The sequence below is a fragment of the Oleiphilus sp. HI0125 genome (assembly GCF_001635355.1).
Map to the genome: position 1 here is coordinate 39,963 of NZ_LWGF01000901.1, position 21,582 is coordinate 61,544.

General features: G+C 43.0%; 19 protein-coding genes. 8 read left to right on the forward strand and 11 right to left on the reverse strand.

The window, feature by feature from the left end; translation table 11 throughout:
• Positions 1-3 precede the first annotated feature (3 nt).
• A complete protein-coding gene (locus tag A3762_RS15565) occupies positions 4-1,767 on the forward strand; it encodes a diguanylate cyclase (RefSeq protein ID WP_068756501.1) in 1,764 nt (587 codons plus the stop codon).
• A 15-nt stretch (positions 1,768-1,782) separates the two neighbouring features.
• Here A3762_RS15565 and A3762_RS15570 read toward each other — a convergent pair whose 3' ends face one another.
• Both A3762_RS15570 and A3762_RS15575 read right to left on the reverse strand, forming a co-directional pair.
• Entirely contained in the window at positions 1,783-2,349 is a 567-nt protein-coding gene (locus A3762_RS15570; RefSeq protein WP_068478779.1) for a DUF1415 family protein, read from the reverse strand.
• Positions 2,342-2,896 carry a hypothetical protein gene (locus A3762_RS15575; RefSeq protein WP_068756503.1) on the reverse strand — a complete coding sequence of 185 codons (555 nt, stop codon included), beginning with the start codon at positions 2,894-2,896 and terminating at the stop codon, positions 2,342-2,344. Before A3762_RS15575 ends, A3762_RS15570 begins: the two co-directional genes overlap by 8 nt.
• A 118-nt stretch (positions 2,897-3,014) precedes the next feature.
• Here A3762_RS15575 and thiD point away from each other — a divergent pair, with 118 nt between their 5' ends.
• Both thiD and A3762_RS15585 read left to right on the forward strand, forming a co-directional pair.
• The gene (gene thiD, locus A3762_RS15580) at positions 3,015-3,812 is read left to right on the forward strand and encodes a bifunctional hydroxymethylpyrimidine kinase/phosphomethylpyrimidine kinase (protein ID WP_068756505.1); all 798 of its coding nucleotides are present in this window, start codon (positions 3,015-3,017) and stop codon (positions 3,810-3,812) included.
• A 42-nt stretch (positions 3,813-3,854) separates the two neighbouring features.
• Positions 3,855-5,006, forward strand: coding sequence for a hypothetical protein (locus A3762_RS15585; RefSeq protein WP_068756507.1), 1,152 nt, complete (start codon positions 3,855-3,857; stop codon positions 5,004-5,006).
• A gap of 78 nt (positions 5,007-5,084) precedes the next feature.
• On the opposite strand, the gene recA is transcribed toward A3762_RS15585, so the two are convergent.
• Positions 5,085-6,122 carry a recombinase RecA gene (gene recA, locus A3762_RS15590; RefSeq protein ID WP_068478791.1) on the reverse strand — a complete coding sequence of 346 codons (1,038 nt, stop codon included), beginning with the start codon at positions 6,120-6,122 and terminating at the stop codon, positions 5,085-5,087.
• Between the two features lie 303 nt (positions 6,123-6,425).
• Between recA and A3762_RS26565 the strand changes: the two genes are divergently transcribed.
• Together A3762_RS26565 and A3762_RS15600 are read left to right on the forward strand one after the other, a co-directional pair.
• Entirely contained in the window at positions 6,426-6,581 is a 156-nt protein-coding gene (locus A3762_RS26565) for a hypothetical protein (RefSeq protein WP_156493494.1), read from the forward strand.
• A gap of 18 nt (positions 6,582-6,599) precedes the next feature.
• Positions 6,600-7,814 carry a cytochrome P450 gene (locus A3762_RS15600; RefSeq protein ID WP_255375053.1) on the forward strand — a complete coding sequence of 405 codons (1,215 nt, stop codon included), beginning with the start codon at positions 6,600-6,602 and terminating at the stop codon, positions 7,812-7,814.
• On the opposite strand, the gene A3762_RS15605 is transcribed toward A3762_RS15600, so the two are convergent.
• Positions 7,811-9,904 (reverse strand): molybdopterin-dependent oxidoreductase, encoded by a 2,094-nt coding sequence (locus tag A3762_RS15605; RefSeq protein WP_231878827.1) that lies wholly within the window; start codon positions 9,902-9,904, stop codon positions 7,811-7,813. The genes A3762_RS15600 and A3762_RS15605 overlap by 4 nt on opposite strands.
• Before the next feature lie 99 nt (positions 9,905-10,003).
• A complete protein-coding gene (locus A3762_RS15610) occupies positions 10,004-10,687 on the reverse strand; it encodes a carbonic anhydrase (RefSeq protein WP_068756513.1) in 684 nt (227 codons plus the stop codon).
• 162 nt (positions 10,688-10,849) lie between these two features.
• Between A3762_RS15610 and A3762_RS15615 the strand changes: the two genes are divergently transcribed.
• The 3 genes from A3762_RS15615 (at position 10,850) to A3762_RS15625 (ending at position 14,204) form a co-directional block, all read left to right on the forward strand.
• The gene (locus A3762_RS15615; RefSeq protein ID WP_068478805.1) at positions 10,850-11,326 is read left to right on the forward strand and encodes a DUF3015 family protein; all 477 of its coding nucleotides are present in this window, start codon (positions 10,850-10,852) and stop codon (positions 11,324-11,326) included.
• A 90-nt stretch (positions 11,327-11,416) separates the two neighbouring features.
• Positions 11,417-13,315, forward strand: a complete 1,899-nt coding sequence (locus A3762_RS15620) for a DUF4105 domain-containing protein (protein ID WP_068756515.1) — start codon at positions 11,417-11,419, stop codon at positions 13,313-13,315.
• A gap of 91 nt (positions 13,316-13,406) precedes the next feature.
• Positions 13,407-14,204 (forward strand): alpha/beta hydrolase, encoded by a 798-nt coding sequence (locus A3762_RS15625; protein WP_197469295.1) that lies wholly within the window; start codon positions 13,407-13,409, stop codon positions 14,202-14,204.
• 37 nt (positions 14,205-14,241) lie between these two features.
• On the opposite strand, the gene A3762_RS15630 is transcribed toward A3762_RS15625, so the two are convergent.
• The 6 genes from A3762_RS15630 to A3762_RS15655 form a co-directional block, all read right to left on the reverse strand.
• On the reverse strand, positions 14,242-15,177 hold the full coding sequence (locus A3762_RS15630) for a general secretion pathway protein GspB (protein WP_068756519.1): 936 nt from the start codon (positions 15,175-15,177) through the stop codon (positions 14,242-14,244).
• 3 nt (positions 15,178-15,180) lie between these two features.
• Positions 15,181-17,010, reverse strand: coding sequence for an ExeA family protein (locus A3762_RS15635; RefSeq protein WP_068756521.1), 1,830 nt, complete (start codon positions 17,008-17,010; stop codon positions 15,181-15,183).
• Between the two features lie 57 nt (positions 17,011-17,067).
• Complete coding sequence (locus A3762_RS15640; RefSeq protein WP_068756524.1) at positions 17,068-18,537, reverse strand: DUF3336 domain-containing protein; 1,470 nt, start codon at positions 18,535-18,537, stop codon at positions 17,068-17,070.
• A gap of 135 nt (positions 18,538-18,672) precedes the next feature.
• On the reverse strand, positions 18,673-19,419 hold the full coding sequence (locus A3762_RS15645; RefSeq protein ID WP_068756526.1) for a VacJ family lipoprotein: 747 nt from the start codon (positions 19,417-19,419) through the stop codon (positions 18,673-18,675).
• Positions 19,420-19,446: 27 nt separating this feature from the next.
• Positions 19,447-20,577 (reverse strand): beta-ketoacyl-ACP synthase III, encoded by a 1,131-nt coding sequence (locus A3762_RS15650; protein WP_068756528.1) that lies wholly within the window; start codon positions 20,575-20,577, stop codon positions 19,447-19,449.
• Positions 20,578-20,699: 122 nt separating this feature from the next.
• A partial coding sequence (locus A3762_RS15655) for a DUF3418 domain-containing protein (protein WP_156493496.1) occupies positions 20,700-21,582 on the reverse strand: 883 nt, incomplete at its 5' end.

Here is a 21,582-nt window from a genome sequence, read left to right on the forward strand (position 1 = left end):
ATAGTGACAAACAAACTTCACCAGAACCCAAGCTTTTATGTGCTTGTTATTGCCTTCTTTTGCTGGGCTGGCGTATGGGCGTTTACATCCAATTCCTACAATACCAAATTTCAATACTGGTCATTCATTGATCATGACAACCTAGCATTACAGCACATACTTGAGCTGCCTAACGAAAGTTGGGATGCACTTGAAGGTAATCAGTATCAGCTCGATGCGCTCAACAAGCAATTTTGGCGCTTAGACGAACATCCTATTCTCTGGCTTAAAATTCAAATCCCACGACGTATCAAAGAGTCTCGACTACTGCTGGAAATCGTGCCGAATACAGGTGTTGATGGGATTCTCGTTCAGAACATTGATAATCGCTGGCAGTGGATTTCAGCCGAAGGTCGCAATCCAAATAGAGACCAAGAGCTACCAACCAATTACCTCACATTCCCAATGGATCCACGCGGTGAAGTAAAGTTCGCTTACTTAAAACTCAATACAAGCCAAGTATTCAATTTTAGTTTGAATGTATTCACCGAAAACAACTGGATATGGGAGAACCTGATTCGCCACCTCATAACGGGAATGGTACTCGGCGCCATGCTGTTATCCTTGTTTTATAATTTGGTGATAGGTATCAGTGCCGGCGAACGTATTTACATTGTCTTCGCTGCCTATGTTGCATCGACATTCCTTTGGACAATCGTATATATGGGATATCTGCGCATTGTGTTCCCTGACTGGGGTGGACTTGGTGCTGTCGCGCGTTCAGCGGTTTATGTTCTGATGTACACAGGCATCGTGTTAACGAGAGACTTCTTCAACTTGCGCGATTCCGGCAAGTCACTAGATCGCTTACTGCAATTTTCTCAGGCCGGCGTCGTTGCAGCTCTGATGGTTAGTCTATTTATCAATGACTTCTTCGCGTTCGTTCTCAATGACACAGTTTCAATGTACTCCATCACGCTAATTTTAATCACCTCATTGATTGCTTTGAAACAGGGTCATCCCTTAGCACGGATCTTTGTGCTGGCCTGGTCTATTTTCTTAGCCGCTGCATTGGCATGGGCGCTAGTATGGGTTGGCTATGTCGAACCCACACTTACTTCGCCACATATTTTATTGCTAGGCGTTTCCATAAAGATCGCATTACTATCATTAGTACTCAGTCATCGCTACACCTTCCTTAAAGAAACCAGTGAAGAACTTAATCGGGAATTCCAAAAATACCAATCGTTAAGCGAACGCGATGAATTGACTGGGATCTATAATCGCCGCGGGTTCTTAGCTACCGTAAAAAATGAACTGGAAACTCAGCCGCATGAACTTGTATGGCTTTCGATAAATATTGATAACTTCAAATTTTTCAACGATCGCTACGGACATTTGACCGGAGATAAAATACTTTCTGAATTTGGGACACTATTAAAATCACGATCTCAACGAGAAGAATTTACATCCAAGTTGATCGCTGACAAGCATAATCAAATTTATCGACGAAGCATCGTAGGAAGAATGAGCGGCGAAGAATTTTCAGTGCTTTTAGTCAACACATCGATCAACCAAGCAAAAATATATGCGGACCGGCTACTCAAAGAATTCTCTGAACTAAAAATAATGACAAGTAATGGCGAGTTTATAAACACAACCTTGTCGATCGGAGGCTCCGTTGTGAGTCAAACGGACAACGTTGATACAGCCTGGAAAAAAGCTGACCGGAATTTATCAGAAGCTAAAAACGGCGGAAAAAGCCAAATCGTGATTGAAAGCTCTTGATGCAAGATCTGGCTCTCATTTGAGCTCTACATATCCCCTAATCTGCGCAAATGTCTGTTCATCCATCGACTCAAGAAAATCAATATTTCGATGAGGAATATCTTCCGTTTTGTCCTCTCCATAAGCCAGTATTGCCTTAGCCATAGACTCTTGCCTGATCAAATGAATCATTGGGTAAGGACTACGATTTGTGTAGTGAGATCGAGCATTTTTTAATTCACCTTCAAATTCAAACTCAGGATGAAATGCAACGACTTGCAATTCATCAGACAAACCAGAGTCCTCAACCCCGTCATTTAACTCATCAACGAAGTCTAAGAACATCTCAAACTGCGAAATTGTATTGGGACTTAACACCAGCAAGCTTGTCTCGAGTTCTTCTGTGTCTGATTCGAACAGGCGGTTTATTTCATCACGGATAAAATAAGAGGTCTCTATCAACGACGACTCAAAGCAAGCATAGATACCAACTCGACCGACCTTAAACGGCAACGCTGCAAATGGGCACAAGTCATGACGAATAACCACTTCTTCTAACCATTGTTTAGTTTGCTCGCACGCAAGCAATTCATCTTCATTCATAACTATGTTCTTTTTCATTCTGACCTTTAGATGGTTTGACCCAAACGATGCTCTCGTGGTTTTGGTCTTCGTGCCCCTTTAGAATGCATTTCAAAACAACTTTAGCAGGGCTATCGAAACTAAGGATCATTTCACGTTTATCAAATGCAGTTAAAGCCATTGTCGGGCGATCGCTTAACGTGCCGACAATGGATTTAGCATCATCAGATTCGGTGTTGTGCGCATGCTTGTGTCCTTCGGTATTATCTGGAGGCATAGTCGCGTGATGATGCTCATCGTGAACAAAATCCATATAATCTCCATCCAAAAGATCCGATTGAGGATCTTGCGAGAATAAAAAAATATGCGCTTCATCTGTTTTGTTCTCGAAAACAAAACGAACGACTTCGCCCGCATTTATTGCGATTGTATTTGGAAACAGCAAACAATGAAGCACCTCAACTCGCTGCATAATATCTGCAGATGCAACGCCAAATAAAGGGTCATTCCAATATTCACCTAGAATATCCTCTGGCTGAACAGCATTCGATAGAGGAACCCATGACACAAAAGCAAATGCCAGTACTGTTTTCCTAAATTTAAACACCCAGTTTGCCACCCATCTTTAGTATGTGTTTCACTTATTACTCGACATTCTAACTGATTAAAAATGGATCTCTAACAAGGTGAAGAAGTACCCAATTTGCGTGACGATTGCTGGCTCTGACAGCTGCGCTGGCGCAGGAATACAAGCAGACCTTAAGACCTTTCAAACTCTGCAATGCTATGGCATGAGCGTTATTACCGCAACGACAGCCCAAAACCATCTGGCAATCAACGAGATGCACCCCATACCGGTCACACATGTTGAAACTCAACTAAACACTTTACTAGACGAATACGACGTGGCTGCAATAAAAACAGGAATGTTTGCCAATGCCGAACAGATCGAGAGCGTTACGTGCATACTCAACAACTATGCGCAAATTCCACTGATTGTTGATCCAGTATTGGGTAGTAGCTCGGGCACCGAATGGGAGAGTCATACACTCGTCGAAGCAATAAAAAACCTGCTCCTACCTCGCGCAACAATGATCACGCCAAATCTTGTGGAAGCATCGCGGCTGTTCCCCGATTATTCAATATCAGATCTCCAGAGTATCTCGGAAAGTACTAATACAGCGATACTGCTAAAAGGCGGACATGGAATTGATGAAACGACTGTTACGGATTCTTTCATCAACAAAAACGATGTACTAACAATCCGTCATGAAAGAATTAGTACGCTTAACTCTCATGGTACCGGTTGCACTCTCGCGTCAGCGATTGCCGCAAACATAGCCTTGGGCAATGACCTGCAGAACAGTACCAAGACTGCAATAGACTACGTGCATCAAACGCTTAGCAATTCCAGAAACTATTTACACGATTCGTGTAAGAACGAACTCAGAAACTTACCGATGAATCACACAATAAAATTATAAACCTGCGTACAATTCGCCAAAACAATTCAAAGTTAAACAAACATGATCATCTCACGCCTACTTCCCGTTCTTATCGCACTACTAATTGGAGCTTGTGCGTCTCAACCAGAGAATGACTACCAAAGCATTGAAACATCACAAGTCGAGCAAGATAACCCGAGGGCAATGTATGAACGGACAGCGGAATTGTTTGCTCGACCAGAGAACCTAGGTTTGGAGTTCTATTCTCCAACATACTATTCCTCAGCAACACGAGCTTTAAAAGATGCTGAGCGATCTCTGAACAATCCTAGAGACAAACAACCGTCAGTTGCACAAGCAACTATCGCTGCTAGAAAACTTTTAGAAAAAGCACAATTCACCAGAGCTGCGGTCGAAAGAAATCTGAAAGACTTCGTAAAGCATCGAAACTTACTGGTTGAGTTAGAGGCATCAAAATGGCAACCCGAAGACTGGAAAGACCTACAAAAAGAAATGAAAGAGCTAGTGCTTCTGATTGAGGATGATCGAATTAAGAAAGCTCTGAAGCTTGAACCAAGTGTTCGCAAAAGCATGTATGAGCTAGAGATTAATACTCTACTCGTGTCGAGTTTGAATCAAGCACGAAAAACACTCGATCGTGCAGAAAAAGCTGAAGCCGAAAATTATTCCCCTTACTATTTTAACCAAGCTCAGGCACTCATCGCCGACACGGAAATATACATTCGTGGTAACTACCGTGACCGACGCGGTATCGCATACAGAGCTCAAAAGGCAGATACCGAAGCGCTTCATGCATACAAAACCGCACTTGATAGTAAACGCTTAGTTGAATTCGATGAATCTGACACAGAAGACTATTTTATAGCTCTAAAACAAAAGCTTTTCGCTTTATCAAACGAAATAACAGAAACACCAATTATTCCCGCCACCATTGATGAACTCATTGAGCTATTGGTCAGTAATGCCAAACTTGCAGCAAGCCAAGTGCCTGAACAAGAAACAGACTTCAACATTGATGATACACAAAGCGATGACGATGAATCGATTGAAGTACTAGAAGTGCTGGATAGTCTGTATTTAGACGACAGTCCAGGTGACACTCCATGGTCAGAATCCAGTATTGATGACGACGAAGCACAGAACTCATTCGACGACTATTCGAGCGAAGGAAGCGTAGAGCAAGCGTTTGATGAGGTAGAGTTTGTAGAATAAAAAATGCCCGCTCGAAAGCGGGCTGCACATTAGCAATACAACTAGTCTTAGCAAAACACTAAGACGGAGGGGGGATTTTTAAACTTCCAGTTCTAATTCTTTAGGCTCGCCATCGCCTTTTTCGTCGATCTTAGGCATGAACTTATCACGAATCTTCTGCTCAATTTCATTTGCGATTTCAGGGTTCTCTTCTAAGAATTTAGCAGCATTCGCCTTGCCCTGACCTATTTTGTCGCCATTGTATGCATACCAAGCACCTGATTTATCGACCAAGCCTTCTTTCACACCTAGGTCGATCACCTCGCCCATATGATAAATACCTTTACCATACATAATCTGGAACTCAGCCTGTCTAAACGGTGGGGACACCTTATTTTTCACTACCTTCACACGGGTTTCATTACCCACGATTTCGTCGCCTTGTTTAACGGCCCCAGTTCGACGAATGTCCAAACGAACAGAAGAATAGAATTTAAGTGCATTACCACCTGTTGTTGTTTCAGGGTTACCAAACATCACACCAATCTTCATTCGAATTTGGTTAATGAAGATACATAGGCAATTTGCATTCTTGATATTACCTGTAATCTTGCGCAGTGCTTGAGACATCAAACGCGCTTGTAAGCCAACGTGGGAATCACCCATGTCACCTTCGATTTCAGCACGCGGCGTAAGTGCTGCAACGGAATCAACGATAATGACATCGACCGCTCCAGATCGAACTAGCATGTCTGCGATCTCTAAAGCTTGCTCACCAGTATCTGGCTGTGACACCAATAGTTCATCTACATTAACACCTAGCTTTTCGGCATAGATGGGGTCTAGTGCGTGTTCAGCATCAACAAATGCACAAGTCTTTCCTTGCTTTTGGGCTTCAGCAACAACTTGAAGCGTCAGCGTTGTTTTACCAGAGCTCTCAGGGCCATAAATTTCAACGATACGACCGTAAGGCAAGCCACCTATACCCAAAGCGATATCTAAACCGAGTGACCCAGTAGAGACTGACGGGATCAACTCACGTGGTTGATCACCCATTTTCATCACTGCACCTTTACCAAATTGCTTTTCAATTTGAGATAACGCAGCGTTTAACGCTTTTTGTTTATTGCCTTCCATTATGTTTCCCCTATCGTTGTGTTTTCTTTGTTTGCGTCCTTGCAAACACATAATACTGTATAGATGATCAGTATTATGTTTAGCTTCTTTGCATCTGTCCAGTTTTTTATTTCTCAGTTTTATTTCATAGCTTCGTCAGCCTTCACGAGATTAACTATACGCACGAAAACGACAAAACATGTCGCGATCGAAAATAATTTTTTATAGCCGTATAAAACAGAAGCACGCAAAACAAGCGCGTGGTGATGCCAATGAAGTGAAATTATTATTACCCTCAAATAAAGACTAATAAGAAAAGCTTTCATGTTCCGCGATCCTACTATTACTTCTCCCGGCCCTACTCCGCTTAAAGGTGTGATGCCGGCAAGCCCATTAATTGGGAACTTATTTGATTTCGCTAGAAATCCCTTAGCGTTTGTTCGTTCCGCCGTTAATTACGGAGAACATGTGGCTGATTAGCGCGTACCTGGTGAGCGGATATCTTTTGTTACTAGCGCAGAAATGAGCCACCATATTCTAGTGAAGCACTACACTGATTTTCGCAAGGCTGAATGTGATGTAGGCGTGATGGCTCATGTGCTCGGCAACGGTTTGGTAACAAACAACAGTTACTCCTCACATAAGACACAGAGAAAGCTTGCCCAACCTGGCTTTCACTTTCGCCGAATTCAAAACTATGCGCAAACGATGATCGATTACTCGTATCGCTACGCAACATCGCTGGAAGAAGACGAAGTGAGGGATGTGAACGATGATATGTTCAAACTCACGCTGTATATCGTATCTAAAACACTCTTCAATAATGATATGGAGCATATGAGCGCACTATCTGACGAAATCGGCGCGCTGATTCATGAATTGCAATTCATCATGAATAAAGGCTTCCAGAGCATGTTTGTATTGCCATCGTGGATTCCGATGCCGGGACAAAAACGACTTGCTCGAGCTAAATCAAAATTGATGCATAATATTGAAACGATGATCGACGCTAGAAGACAAGATGATGGATCCTTTGTCTTCGAAGACGATCTGCTCTCCATGTTAATGGAAGCTGAATATGAAGACGGCTCTAAAATGCCAAAAGAGCTGCTTATGGAAGAATTAATTACCCTTCTTTCTGCTGGGCATGAAACCACATCCAACACCATGACATGGGTATTTTACTTAATCGCATCACACCCTCACATACAACAAAAATTGTTCGATGAAATAGATCAAGTAGTGGGAAAGCGAGAGTTAAACTTTGATCACTTAGCGGAGCTTAGCTACACAGAGCAAGTTGTAAAAGAAGCGATGCGAATGTATCCCGCCGCTTGGGTTTTAAATACTCGTCAAGCGAACAAAGACATCGAAATCAATGGCGTGTTTTTCCCAAAAGATAAACATGTCATGGTGAGCCCCTACATCAACCATTACAACCCCAAGTATTTCCCAGACCCAGACGTTTTCGATCCGGAGCGTTTCTCTCCGGAAAACGAAGCGAAGATCCCGAGATATGCTTATATGCCTTTTGGAGGAGGAAATAGAGTGTGTATCGGCAATTCGTTTGCCATGATGGAAAATAAAATTATTTTGGCCGTCTTTGTTCAGCAGTTCTCTTTCAGTTTATGCGAGCAAACAAAGATTGAACCAGAGCCTCAAATCACCCTTTCTAACAAAAGTGGTATGAAGCTCAGAGTTTGTCGTCGCTAGAGTTTACGGACAGAGCACGGAACGCCGTTAAGCCCCGCGTTCCCTGTTAATGGATCATAGTACTGATCGTCCACGATATCATTCACACTGACACCAGCGCACTCTTGGGCGACCGATAAGTTAGTGCCCTTACGATCATGCCCCCAGCCATGAGGAATACTAATCACGCCGGGCATGATCTCGTCTGATGAAAACGCGTCTATTTCTATTTTACCTACTCGAGACTGAACCACTATTCGTTCACCCTCAGCCATCCCCAAGCTATCAATATCGTTAGGATTTAGTAAGGCGTGATCTCGTCGAGGGCCTTTAACAAGTCTCTGGGAGTTATGTAGCCATGAATTATTACTTCGGATATGACGACGCCCGATGAGCAAGAACTCTGTCTGAGAGTCACAACTTTCATCTCGACCTTCCTCTCGCGTTGCGAGAGCTTCAATCTCTGGCAACAAGCTTTCAATAACGACATGAATGCACTTGTCTTCAGTACAGATGCGCGAGCTCAACCCAGATTTCAACGGTCCTAAATCGATCCCGCTAGGATTTGATTTAAGCTTATCTAAACTCAAGGCTAATCCTTGATTAGCAGCTTTGCCATAAGGTCCCATTTGTAAGCCCATATCTATCAACATATGTGGAGGGATAAGTGGCTTAAAAGGAATTTCTTTAGCAATGGATATTGCCTTAGCTAACCCGCTTAAGATCTCCCAGTCATGCATATAGCCTTCTTTTTTCTCAAAGATGGCATCGCTGTAACGAGCATAATCTCGAACAGACAGGCGAAGGAAAGCAAGATCGTAATGATCGTGTTCAAGAGGGCCCGTCGGCGGAAGAATGTAATCAGCATGGCGTGTCGTTTCATTTAGATAAAAATCCAAACTGACCATCAAATCTAATTGGCTAAATGCTTCATCAAGTTGGCGTCCATTCGGAGCAGATAACACAGGATTACCAGCCATGGTAAACAAGGCTTTGTATTGACCTTCTCCCTCCGTCAAAATCTCCTCAGCCAATACAGTGCTCGGCAACTCCCCTCCAAATTCAGGAAGCCCAGATACTCGACTATGATATTTCGCGTAATGACCACGGCCAGGTTCACCAGGTTTCACATACCCAACTGCCGATGAGGGAAACATTGCGCCACCTTGCTTATCGAGATTTCCGCTATAGAGATTGATTAGATGAATCGCCCACTGGCATATTGTCCCATAGCGCTGAGTAGACACACCCATTCGCCCATAGATAACAGCCTTATCAGCATTCAAAAACGCATCAAACACATGCTTAAGCTCGTCAGCACTAATACCTGATTGTAGAGCCGCTTTTTCTATCGAAAACGACGCAAGCATATCGTAAAGCTGCTCTGTACCAAGCACTTCGACGCCTAAATCTATCGGCGTATCTTTGTTCTCAAGAACATATCTCAGCATCGCCAATAAAACGTATACGTCACTGCTCGGACGAACAAAGTAATGCTCGTCTGCAACGTCGGCGGTCTCACTGCGTCTCGGGTCGAGTACGACGACCTTACCCTGTCGCTCTTGAATCGACTTCAAACGTTTTTTTATGTCAGGAACGGTCATCATACTGCCGTTTGACGCAACAGGATTTGCACCAAACATAAGGAAATAATCTGTATGATCAACATCAGGTACTGGCACTAAGAACTGATGTCCAAATAAATACAAAGCAACGAAGTGATGCGGCAATTGGTCTAATGAAGTGGCCGAAAAATTACTCTTAGTTTGTAATGCCTTTCTGAGTAATTTGCCATGCGTTAAATTACCGTAGTTATGGACGTTTGGGTTACCTGCATACACGGCAAGACTGTCGTTACCATGTTCACCTTGAAGCGCCGCGACTCGCTCAGCGATCTCTGAAAACGCCTGTTCCCAAGGAATTTCTACCCACTCGCCATCCACTCTCTTGATCGGTTTTTTAATACGATCTGGATCTTCATGTAAATCTTGCAACGCAATCGCTTTCGGACATATGTGACCTCGACTCAAGGGGTCATCTTTATCTCCTTTAATGCTGAGGATCTGATCACCTTGTGTAACAATATCTAAGCCACAGATAGCCTCGCACAAATGACAGGCTCTTTTATGGGTAATTTGGGGTAAGTCAGTCATAGTTACCTTATTATTTTTGTATTTGCAGAGCGCTTTTGCTCTATAGTTATTCTTCCATTAGCAATCGTGGTTAGAGCAGCATTGATCTTGCTCAACGATCATTGCTTTTGCTAGATCTTTATACTTTTCTTCCACCGACACAAACTTGGCCAAACTTTCGTCGTATGCTCTAACATCGCCACTGCCAATATCGTAATACCAAGCATGCAAAGTTATTTTTCCGGTTGCGAGTTTTGCTGCAACCTGCGGATGCGTCACCAAGTGCTGAATTTGGAGAAGTACGTTCTGCTCAATCAAGTGGTTTAACTGCTCTTGATCGGAATCGTTAGGGTATTTTTCTTTTACTACTTGTAGTGCCGCATTTGAGAAAGACAGCCACTGTGAGACATGAGGCAACTCGCTGACAGCCTGAGGATTCATAACACCCTGCATTGCGCCACAACATGAATGACCACAGATCACTATGTGCTTGACCTGCAAGGCCGCAACAGCATATTCAATCGAGGCTGTCACGCCACCTGTTTGACTACTATGCGGAGGGACAATATTTCCTGCGTTTCGAATAATAAACAGCTCACCAGGCTCGGTTTGGACTAATAGATTAGGATCTATGCGCGAATCCGAGCAGGTAATAAACAAAGCCTCAGGTGCCTGACCTTGAGACAGTTTTTCAAATAATTCCTTCTTTTTGCTGTGGACGTCTTTCTTAAACTTCAAAATTCCAGAAACGATCTTAGACACCCCTTACCCCCATACTTTATTCTTTTTTAATATCATAAAACTGTTTGTCTACTAATTAATTAGTCTAAACTAGAAGCGTTCTTCGTTGTATTGCTTTTTAGCGCAAGCTTTGGGCATTGAAGAAGTATCGATACATTTATGGACAGATGAAGGAATACTTACATGAAGAAATTACTACTTGGCGCTGTTATCGCGTCTGCACCAATCGTTGCAATGGCAAATGGTCCTGCGGGTTGTGGTCTGGGTACAGCTGTTGTATTTAAATCTCCAAGTTCGTGGGTTGAGCACGTTCTAGCAGCAACAACGAACGGTAGTTCTGGCAACCAAACTTTTGGTATGACTTCTGGCACACTAGGTTGTGAAGCAGCTGGCGGCCCGTTGGCATCAGGCGTTGACTATTTCATTGATGAGAACATCGATTTAATCGCGATGGAGTCAGCTACTGGTCAAGGTGAAACAATTGACACTCTAGCTGAAATGATCGGAATTGAAGACGCTGACAAGCGTGCATTCCGTGTATCACTTCAACATAACTTCGATCAAATGTTCCCAACTGAAGAGACTTCATCTGCTCAAGTGTATGACGCTATCGTAAGCATCATGACGCAAAATGTTCGTTTAGCGAAATACCTCGGCTAACAACATAAAAAGAGCTAAAGAAGAACCTTCTTTCGTCTGAAAGAGGGCTCTTCTTATTAAAATAATAATATTTTCGTGCGGCATGGATGTATGCGCTTACTCGTAATTATTCTCGTGTTTTTGGTTGTTTTACTTCCAGCGACGAAAAGTATTGCTTCTGATCTAACCCAACTAGCTAATGATCGACAATGGCTAGACCTCTTACACTATCATCAGGTCGGCATTCTTTCCGAGCAAGGAAGCCAAGTCGACGATCCTAGTTTTTTTCTGAGTCCTGACGGACAAACCAATCCCAAAAGTGAACTCCGTGCCACCATTGAAGCGATGTCAACTTTCGGAACAGACTTCAACAAATACCGATGTAAATATCCTGCTCGCTTTACCTGGCTTCAAAGTCACGGTTATTTAACCAATGAAAATTTAAACTGTCCTGAGCTCAAGCAATTTCTTCAAGATGTATCAGCGCAGGGTTTAACACTGATCTTTCCTGCGGCATATTTGAACAGCCCTTCATCGATGTTTGGTCATACCCTAATGCGCATCGACAGCTCTACACATAAAAGCGATCTACTTTCGTACAGTATTAATTATGCTGCCAACGCCGACCCGAACGATAACGAACTTGTTTTTAGCTACAAAGGCCTGAGTGGAGGTTACCCAGGTGTTTTTTCGGTATTGCCGTATTATGAAAAAGTAAAAGAATACAATTACCTTGAATCCCGAGATGTGTGGGAATACGAACTAGACATAAACAATCAGGAATTGCAGCTATTCATGCTCCATGTCTGGGAGATTAAAGATACGCATTTCGACTATTACTTTTTTACTGAGAACTGCTCGTATCATCTTCTAACACTTCTCGATGCTTCTAGTACAAGATTTGAGTTATCAAAACAATTCAGCACAGATGTAATTCCAGCCGATACAGTTAGAGCCTTGCAAGAAGCCGGACTCATTAAGAGCGCAAGGTTTAGACCTTCGATGCAAACAGCATTAAAGCACCGCCGTAATCAAACTTCTTATGCGACACAGCAATTTGCTGAACAGCTATTAAATGAACGAAATCGGGAAGTATCAGAGCTCACATCAACATCAGTGTTAAGTGACAAACATAAAGCTCAGGCAATAGAACTTGCAGTGTCCATCGCGCGATACCGAGCTAAAGAAGAGCCTGATGAAGCTGCGTATTACAATAAGCGTACAATCAGACTATTGTCCGAGCGAAGTAAAATTAACGTAGATCAAAGCTTTACGAGTACACCGACGCCTAAAACACGTGATGACCAAGGCCATCGATCTCACCGCTGGTTAGCGCGCTCCGGTCATGACATAGATGGCAATTACATCGGACTTGATCTTCGGATGTCTTATCATGATTTCTTAGACCCTGTACTGGGATATATCCCAGGAGCTCAACTCGAAATCATTCACGCGAAGTTTAAGTCTTATCTTGATAAGCCAGAGTCAAACGCTCAATTTCAACTTGAAGAATTTAGAGCTATCGATATTCGCTCTTTCTCACCTAGAGATAATTTCATCAAACCTATCTCTTGGTTTGTTTCTACAGGCCTGACGCGCAACATCTATCAATCTGACGAACTAATGCCGTATCTCAATGCAGGCCCCGGCGTCAGCTATCGCACGCCTATTACGAGCAATATCGATTTGCTTAGCAGTGTGTTGCTCAGTTCACGCGCATACACCGACTCAGATATCGATAAAGGATTTACCATCGATAGCGGTCCTAAACTCAACTGGCTAATACAAACTGGAAGCATTAATTTCAATGCGTATTGGGAGCGTCACTACTCTCTACTCGGAGCAAATTTTAATCAGCAAATAGCCTACCTTGGAGTTGGTGTCGCTGCGTTTTCTAATACCAGCCTTCGTCTCGGGGTATCGTATTCAGAATCTAACTTAGAACGACATCAAAGCATCACCAAAGACTATCAAACCGCGGGAGAAATCGGCCTTGCGTGGTACTTCTAATCTAGCTCATAACATCAGTTCTATTCCTATTCGTCTATTATTAATTTTTGCGCTTATAACAAGCGTGGGCTGCAGTAACCTATCTAGCTTTTTGTTTTTTCCCCACCAGCAACACTACAAAACCCCAAATGATCTCAACGTCGAATATGAGACTGTTACGCTTGAATCGGAGGGATTTAAACTTGTTAACTGGCTGATCAAACATAGTAAAGGACAAAGCCCGAAAGGAACAATCCTATATCTGCATGGCAATGGGGAGAACATCAGCACACATATCAATTCAGTCGCATGGCTAACTAAATTCGGCTATGAGATATTTCTTTTAGATTACCGCGGTTATGGCTTATCAGAAGGTGGATCGACACTACGAAGCGCATTTATCGACATACAAAGCGCACACCGATGGATAAGCACTCGGCTCGCAGGATCCGAACAATCTTTCTTTGTATTTGGTCAGAGTATGGGGGGAGCCCTAGCAATTACCTATGCAGCAAACATAAATAAGACGGATGAAGATCTACGAACTATCAACGCTTTAATCAGCGAATCTGCTCCGGCCAACTGGCCCCAAGTAGCGCGAGAAGCAATGAGAAAACACTGGTTGACGTGGCTTGTGCAAGTTCCAGCGAGTCTAATTGAAAGCGACTATAACCCTGAAAAACATATCTCAGAACTGAAACAAACTCCGATATTACTGATGCACAGCAAAAATGACCCTGTCGTCGACTATCGTCACTTCACGCAATTAGAAGCGATCGCTAAACAAAACGATCTTAATATTACTAGCTATCAAACATTGGGCTTACACACGCAAGGCCTGGCATATGAAAAAGCGCGCAAAACACTACTTAATTTCTTAGCATCAAACAGCGGAACAAACACCCAATAGACACACAGCGAAATATATCTCTGATTAAACGCCGCGTTTAACCCAACCAATCTCGCATAGCAGCAATTTTGAATTGCTGACCTTGCTTTTCAAACACCACATGATTCTCATCTATCAGCAAGACAGTCATACCTTCAAACATCTGCCCTTCTCTCAGATAAATATTATTGATCATGACACGTCTAGCACTCGGATCAGAACTATAGATATGGCTATTAAACAGAAGCTTCGGAACACGAGGACGCGCAGAATTGCTTATTTCATGTAAAAACAGGACATCGTGATATTGATTATTTAACTCGAGCACTTGCGATGAGGATAAAGGCAAAGAAGAGCTATCTTCACCTTCCAAGTTGGCAGAGAGCCCAACATCATTGACACTTTCGTCATTACTATCGAGCGGAACATCGGACAACTGAACTAAAGGGCTCAATTCTAAACGTTCCTTATCTAATTGATTGATTTTCTTATCAAGCGCGGAGATATTACTACCCGAGTCCAACTCTTCATGATTAGCATCCTGATTTGACAGCAGTCTCGGCTCAATAAGAACTGATCGCCTTTCTTCCACTGAATTTTGATCGGACACTTGGGCTTTTGTTACTACCGGAACGATTACGTCTTCAGACTTCTGTCGATTTACCGATTTATCGTCAACCAAAGTATGGGGATTCTGCTCAATAGACTTTTGATCAATCGCCCCTATTTTTTTAGCTTTTGGCACAACTGGAGTTTGATTTAGCGCCTGCGTTTTATGCTCTGCTGCCGTTTCGACTATCACAGCCGAAGACGAAAAGTGAATATACAAAAACACCAGTGCATTTAAGAAAAGAACCGCTACGAGTAATCCTATCCAAGGAAATCGTTTTTGCTGGCGAAGATGCAACAAGTGCTGATCTTGTCTAAAAGATGGTTGGCCCTGTTGCTGACGTTCCCGTTCTGAGCGTTCGAGGGCCTCTAGTATGTATGACATTTGTTATGAGTTTCCTAATAACTTTGGTGCGTCGGTTTCCAACAAATTATTCATTTGAATTAAGGTCAGACTACCGGCGATACCATCAGGAACAAGCCCCATAGAACGCTGAAATTCAATCACTTGCTCTTGCAAGCTTAAGTCTTTGGTCTCAGGGTTAATTTCGGCTAAGCCTTTCTCCAACCATGCACCTTCTTTAAGTTGTCCCGGTGTGACGATTCCAGACTTATAAGGAGGGAGTTGCCATATCACTGAATACTCGCCTAACCAATAACGATCAATATCATCTAGAGAGGTTCTAAACTTTTCACCCGAATGCTCTACCAGAGCAAAATCGCCTTCGATCTTTAACAAGGCAACATGAATTTTCTGGCCTTGATTATTAAACAATGTGAGTACGGCAGGACGGTCAATACGTATCAAACTACGCCAATTTCCTTGCTTATGAAGACACGCAAGTCCGTTCACTTGGGCAAACTCGCATGCTAATTGGAAAGGCTCTTCAACGTAGTTTAAATTCCAACTTTCAAAAAGCGACTGAAATGCTTGTAACTTATCTTTCTTACCTTTTTCTCGGCCACCTAAATCAACACTAACAGCAGCAAGAGGGATGCTTCCGGCTGATTCAGGGGCACTCTTCTCCATTACCTGTTGTAGCAGGCGCGTATCTGGATTAGGAGCTTCTACATATGCTACTAACGACTCTGGTGATGAAGACAAAGCTTCTTCAAAGTCATTGATATAAACCTGCTCTCCGTTTTCTGGCTTTAAAACAAGTGCATTAGTTTGAAGCGCAGAAGATTGATCGACATCAACCTCATCCTTCTGATCATTTATATGCGAGATAGTTTTCTCAGGAGATTTTGTCACTTCGACGACACTATTTACTGACGAATCAACAAAAGGCGTGATGCTATCCAAAAACGGCTTAGACCATACGCCGAGACCAACAAACAAAGTGATCCCCAACGCGGTACCCACTACTCGATACCCGTATTGAAAGACGAAACGCTCCCACGCAGAACGACTTTCTCCGAGTATTTCGTAGTTAGCACGTTTGATATGTTCAACTTCAACCTGATCTGAATTGCTTGCGTAGGCGCCTAATAACGCTCGATCAGAGAGCAAATTTATTAAACGCGGAACGCCACCACTGAGCTTGTATAGTCGGTTCAAGGCTTTATCACTAAACAAGCGCGGTTTCCTACCAGCAACAGCCAAGCGACAAGACACGTAAGCACCAAGTTCAACGCGATTTAAAGACTGTAAGTGGTAACGCGCTGTGATTCTCTGAGCCAGCTGACGAAGCTCAGTTTGAGCCAACATATCACGTAACTCAGGCTGCCCAAGAAGGATGATCTGCAATAACTTTTTCTCTGACGTTTCTAGATTCGTCAAGAGCCTTAACTGCTCCAACACATCAGACGCTAAGTTCTGAGCCTCATCGATAATCAGTACCGTGTGGCGCTGCTTTGCGTGAGCATCCAATAAGTATGCGTTCAATGCATCGTTGAGAGATTTAATCGAGGCATCTCTCTCATACGCAATTCCATACTCATCACAAATAGAAGCGAGAAGCTCGTGTGCGGAAAGTTTAGGATTAACGATAAAAGCAACATCAGTGTTGCTAGGAACTTGATTCAAAAAACAACGGCAAATTGTGGTTTTACCTGTTCCCACTTCACCCGTAAGAACAATAAACCCACCTTGACCTTGAACGCCATAGAGCAAGTGAGCCAAGGCTTCGCGATGGCGCTCACTCATAAACAAATAACGGGGGTCAGGAGCGATAGAAAACGGCGCTTCTTTTAAGCCGAAATAATCGAGGTACATAGCTTCCAAGAACAAACATTGTTATTTAATTAACAAAGAGTAACTAAAAGCCAAGATTCAAGCAATAACTCTTAACTTCGCTTTATGTGTTCTGACTTCGCTTTTCAGATCAGTAATACACTGCTCGAGCATCTTACTAATTTTTGCGTGAGTTCGAATCATAGCTAAACGCGGCCAAGTAGCGCGCTGACCTTGCATCATTAGCTCTGAAATAAAGTCGCTTGATGGATTTGAAAGAACCTTCGCATAATGACTCAACTTATATTTGGGATATAAAGTGACATCACCCTGATAACGTTGCGAAAGCATGGAATAGATTTGGCCTGAGCCTTGTCTAACAATTTCATTTTGGTTGTGCTTACGAAGATAATCAGACACAGCTTGACCATGGAAGCGAAGCTCTCCTTTCAAGATTTTACCCGGTAAATCGCGTAAACGATTCTTGTCGGCATGCTCTTCTTTTAAAAACGGCACAACATGCGGGTTTGTTTGACTAACGATGCTGAAGTTAACATCGTGCAAATGCATCAACCTTTCGATCGGCAAGTCAGAAACCACACTTCCATCCACCCAACGCATATTTGGCATATAGGCCGCATGATTTCCCATCTCATCCTTTTGCTGCAACTGAACAGGAGGAAAGATACTAGGAACAGCACAAGACGCCAGCGCCGCGCTCCACATCATTAAGTTAGGCGATGTGTAACCGCTTAAAAGCCTCTCTTTTTGCTGATGCTTCACAGGGGACACGGTGATATTGACACTGCGGCCAGTTCTCTCAAAGGCCTCTTGCATCGTATAGTCACCGATATAGTAACGAATCGACTCGCGTAGTTGACTTTGCTCCATAAACCCGCGACCACGAAGACCATTTAAGATACCCGCCCATTTCCAGGGTTTAAGGTTCAAATTCTCAGGGTCGAAAAACTCTGGCAGCTCTTCATCAGTATGCGTTCCTAATAAGGCAGCAATGATAGACCCTGCACTTGATCCTGCGACAACCTGAGGTAAAAGATCTTGTTCCCAAAGCGCTTTAACCACACCTAAGTGAAATGCTCCTAACGAGGCGCCACCACTCATCAACAAAGCCGGTCGACCATAACTAAGGAGAATTGCTTTGAAAAAATCAAGTTGCTGAGCTGGAAGCATCGAAGATTTAGGGTGTCGGCAAAGAAATTGTAGCGCGACGCATACCTCTTCGACATACTCATCAATAAGACGTTTAGTGCCGACGTAACAAACGGAATATAGCCTTGGGTCTCCCATATTCCCCAAGTCGTGATGAAGCCCTTCACGAAGAGCACGACCTAAACCCTCTAAGTCTTCACGCAAACGCAAGTTACGCAAGGCATGCATCCGCTCTGAAAGCACATCAAAATTATAAATATCTGAATAGGGTTCCAGCTTCCATTGCTGATTGTCGAGTGTGTGATCTAAGGTTAAAGCGATCTCATTCCATTGCGCATAGCTTGTTGACTCATTTAAGTAGCCTTTTAGTTTTTTTATATACGCTTGCTTGTTTTCCACGAGAAACCTTTTTCTGTCGTCTTTTAAAAAAATATAGCGGACAGCAATTAAGACATCTGTGGAGTTGATGAGTATTGATGTGAAGGAATGTAAAAGAGAAGTGAATATTTAACTGTTGCGCATTTGTTTAAAGGCTTAAAAGTCCTCCAAATCTAAGTCGTCATTCGCAAAGGCATCTTCCACAACACCATCACGTATGAGGTAGTTACGATTTTGCAAATAGGCATTGCGAACAAAGACATAAGGATCAGATCCAGCCATTAAGTGTTCAACCTTCAAGAGATCTGCTCGAATATCAAGAACTTTGAGCCCTGTTAATGCGAGCTTTTCCGTACTCGATAATTCATCTGTGTAATAAAGCGGATCAGAGTAAGTATCCGCTGCGCGCCCTAAGGTATCTCTAAAGGTGGAAGGACCTAAAAAAGGCCAAACGATATAGCTGCTATTTTCATAACCATAAAACGCTAAGGTCTGCCCAAAATCTTCCTCTTGATTCTGCAAGCCGAAGTAGGTCGCGACATCAATAAAACCAGCCAACCCGAAAGTTGTATTCCAAATTACGCGATTAAGCGACACAACTGCATTGTGGAGCTTCCCTTGCAGAATACTGTTTGCAAACGTCTCTACATCATCAAGATTATTAAAAAAATTCGTGATGCCTATATTCATAAACTTAGGCATCACGTAGTTATAACCTTGGGCAACAGGTTTTAACACATAGCGATCAATTTCTTGATTGAACGCAAACATGGTTCGGTTAAAACCCTCGTAGGGATCTACTTCAGTTTCTGAAAGTTCTTCAGCTCGAACAGAACTAACCGAGCAGGCTATTAAGGCGAGAGAGATAAAAATCCATTTTTTAATCAATGTGGTTCCGTACATAACTTGTAGCTTATTAGTATTCTAGTTTTAGGCCTTCGCACACTTCTTAACAATAACGCTGCCAACTGAGTAACCTGCGCCAAACGAGCAAATCACACCAGTATCACCAACGGCCAAGTCATCACGGTACTTATGAAAGGCAATAATTGATCCTGCAGATGACGTATTAGCATATTCATCTAATATCACAGGAGCTTCGCCTTCCTCTGCAGGTCGACCTAAGACCTTCTTCGCAATCAAAACGTTCATATTTAAGTTAGCTTGATGCAGCCACATTCGCTTGAGCTGGTCTGGAGTGAAATCGTTATCTGCGAGGTGCTCAACAATCATATTGGCAACCATTGGAGAAACCTCTTTAAATACCTTTCTCCCCTCTTGAACAAATAACTTATCTGCGTTGGCTTGCGCTTCTGGGGCGCAACGATTCATAAAACCGAAATTGTTACGAATATTATTCGAGAAAATTGTTTTTAATTTTGCGCTGACCACTTCGTAATACGTATCGACAGACATCAAATCTTGTCTTTCAACAAGAATAGCAGTCGCAACATCGCCAAAAATAAAGTGACTATCGCGATCTCTAAAATTTAGGTGAGCTGTACAGACTTCAGGATTCAGAACAAGTACGGACCGCGCTGTTCCGGCTTTCACCAAATCAAGCGCAGTTTGAAGAGCAAATGTGGCAGACGAACATGCAACATTCATATCGAAGCCAAAGCCGTCCATCCCAAGCTGCTGTTGAACTTCAATAGATATTGCTGGGTAAGCTCGCTGTAAGTTGGAACAAGCTACAAGTACGGCATCAACATCAGCTGCCGTTTTATTGGCTTGAGCCAGCGCGTCTTTTGCGGCGGCTGTTGCCATTTCACATAAAACACTCGGCTCAGAATTTGGTCGTTCGGGGATATTCGGCGCCATGCGCATTGGATCAAGAATACCCTCTTTATTCATCACATAACGGCTTTTAATTCCGCTAGCTTTCTCTATGAAAGCAGAAGAAGATTCTTGTAAGGGTGCGACGCTTCCGTCTTCAATGGCAGCTGCGTTTTCTGCATTAAATGCCGCAACATAACTATTAAAGCTTTCTACCAACTCATCATTACTAATTGACTGCATTGGAGTAAACAAACCTGTGCCGGTTATCGCCGCTTTATACACTAACTTCCCCTTCTATAAATTATCTATTCTCGTCAGAGACGCGCACCACTAAGAAGCATCATCAGACATTAGTCTTGAAGACACCAATAAACAACTTAAATCAATCACCTCTCAGCGCCGAGCTAAACTCGTCGCACCAACTGCCATTGTTTATTGATACGTTTTTCGGAGATGGTCTCAGCCGTGCCCAATTGTTGGGCGAACCATGATACGCGCTGCTCTTCAATTAGCCAACGAAATCTTGTTAACTCTGGGTCAGAAATACCTTGCGCTTTGTGTGCGTCTAAGCGACTTCGATATTGCTCCCACCAGTCTTTTAACAACGGCAATGTTTTCCTCTCAAGTGCTAGCTCACGCCCCATCTTTTCGAAGCGCAATGTGCAAGCCTTCAAGTAACGCGGATAATGTTCTAGCTGCTTGTAATCAGTTTGCGACAAGAATCCATCGTATACTAAGTGCTGTATTTGATACTTTAAATCTGCGACAGACATGGCTACCGTAAAATTGATTTTTCCCTTTAATAGCTTCATCAATTCATGGTATTCCTTGAGGATCTCATTCACTAACTGAGCATGTTTTTTAGCCTCAACGACAAAGTCTCCTCGACCCGCCTGCCAGCGTTCTTCAAACTCGGCGGAACTTCTTGGAATTTCATCGCAACGAAAATGATGTGCAATCGCAGACAGAGCAAAGTCATCGTACAAAGCCTCAGCTCTTCCGGTTGGCGCGTAATACAAGCCCATTTGTTTATAGTTAGGGATCTCTTTGGGCAACAAAGCGATTTGATCACTTAACTTGTAAAACAGAAGGCGCGCCATTCCCAAACGACTTTGTTCTTGCGCTTTATGCTCATCATTCTCGTTAGTCTTAAGAACGTATTTTTTCTTATCGATCAAGCAAGGATATACATTCAGTCTGATACCAGCTTGGGAAACTTCAATAGACTCTGGCAGATCGAAATCCCACGCTAATACCTCTTGTTCATTGCGCACTGAATCCTGAGCG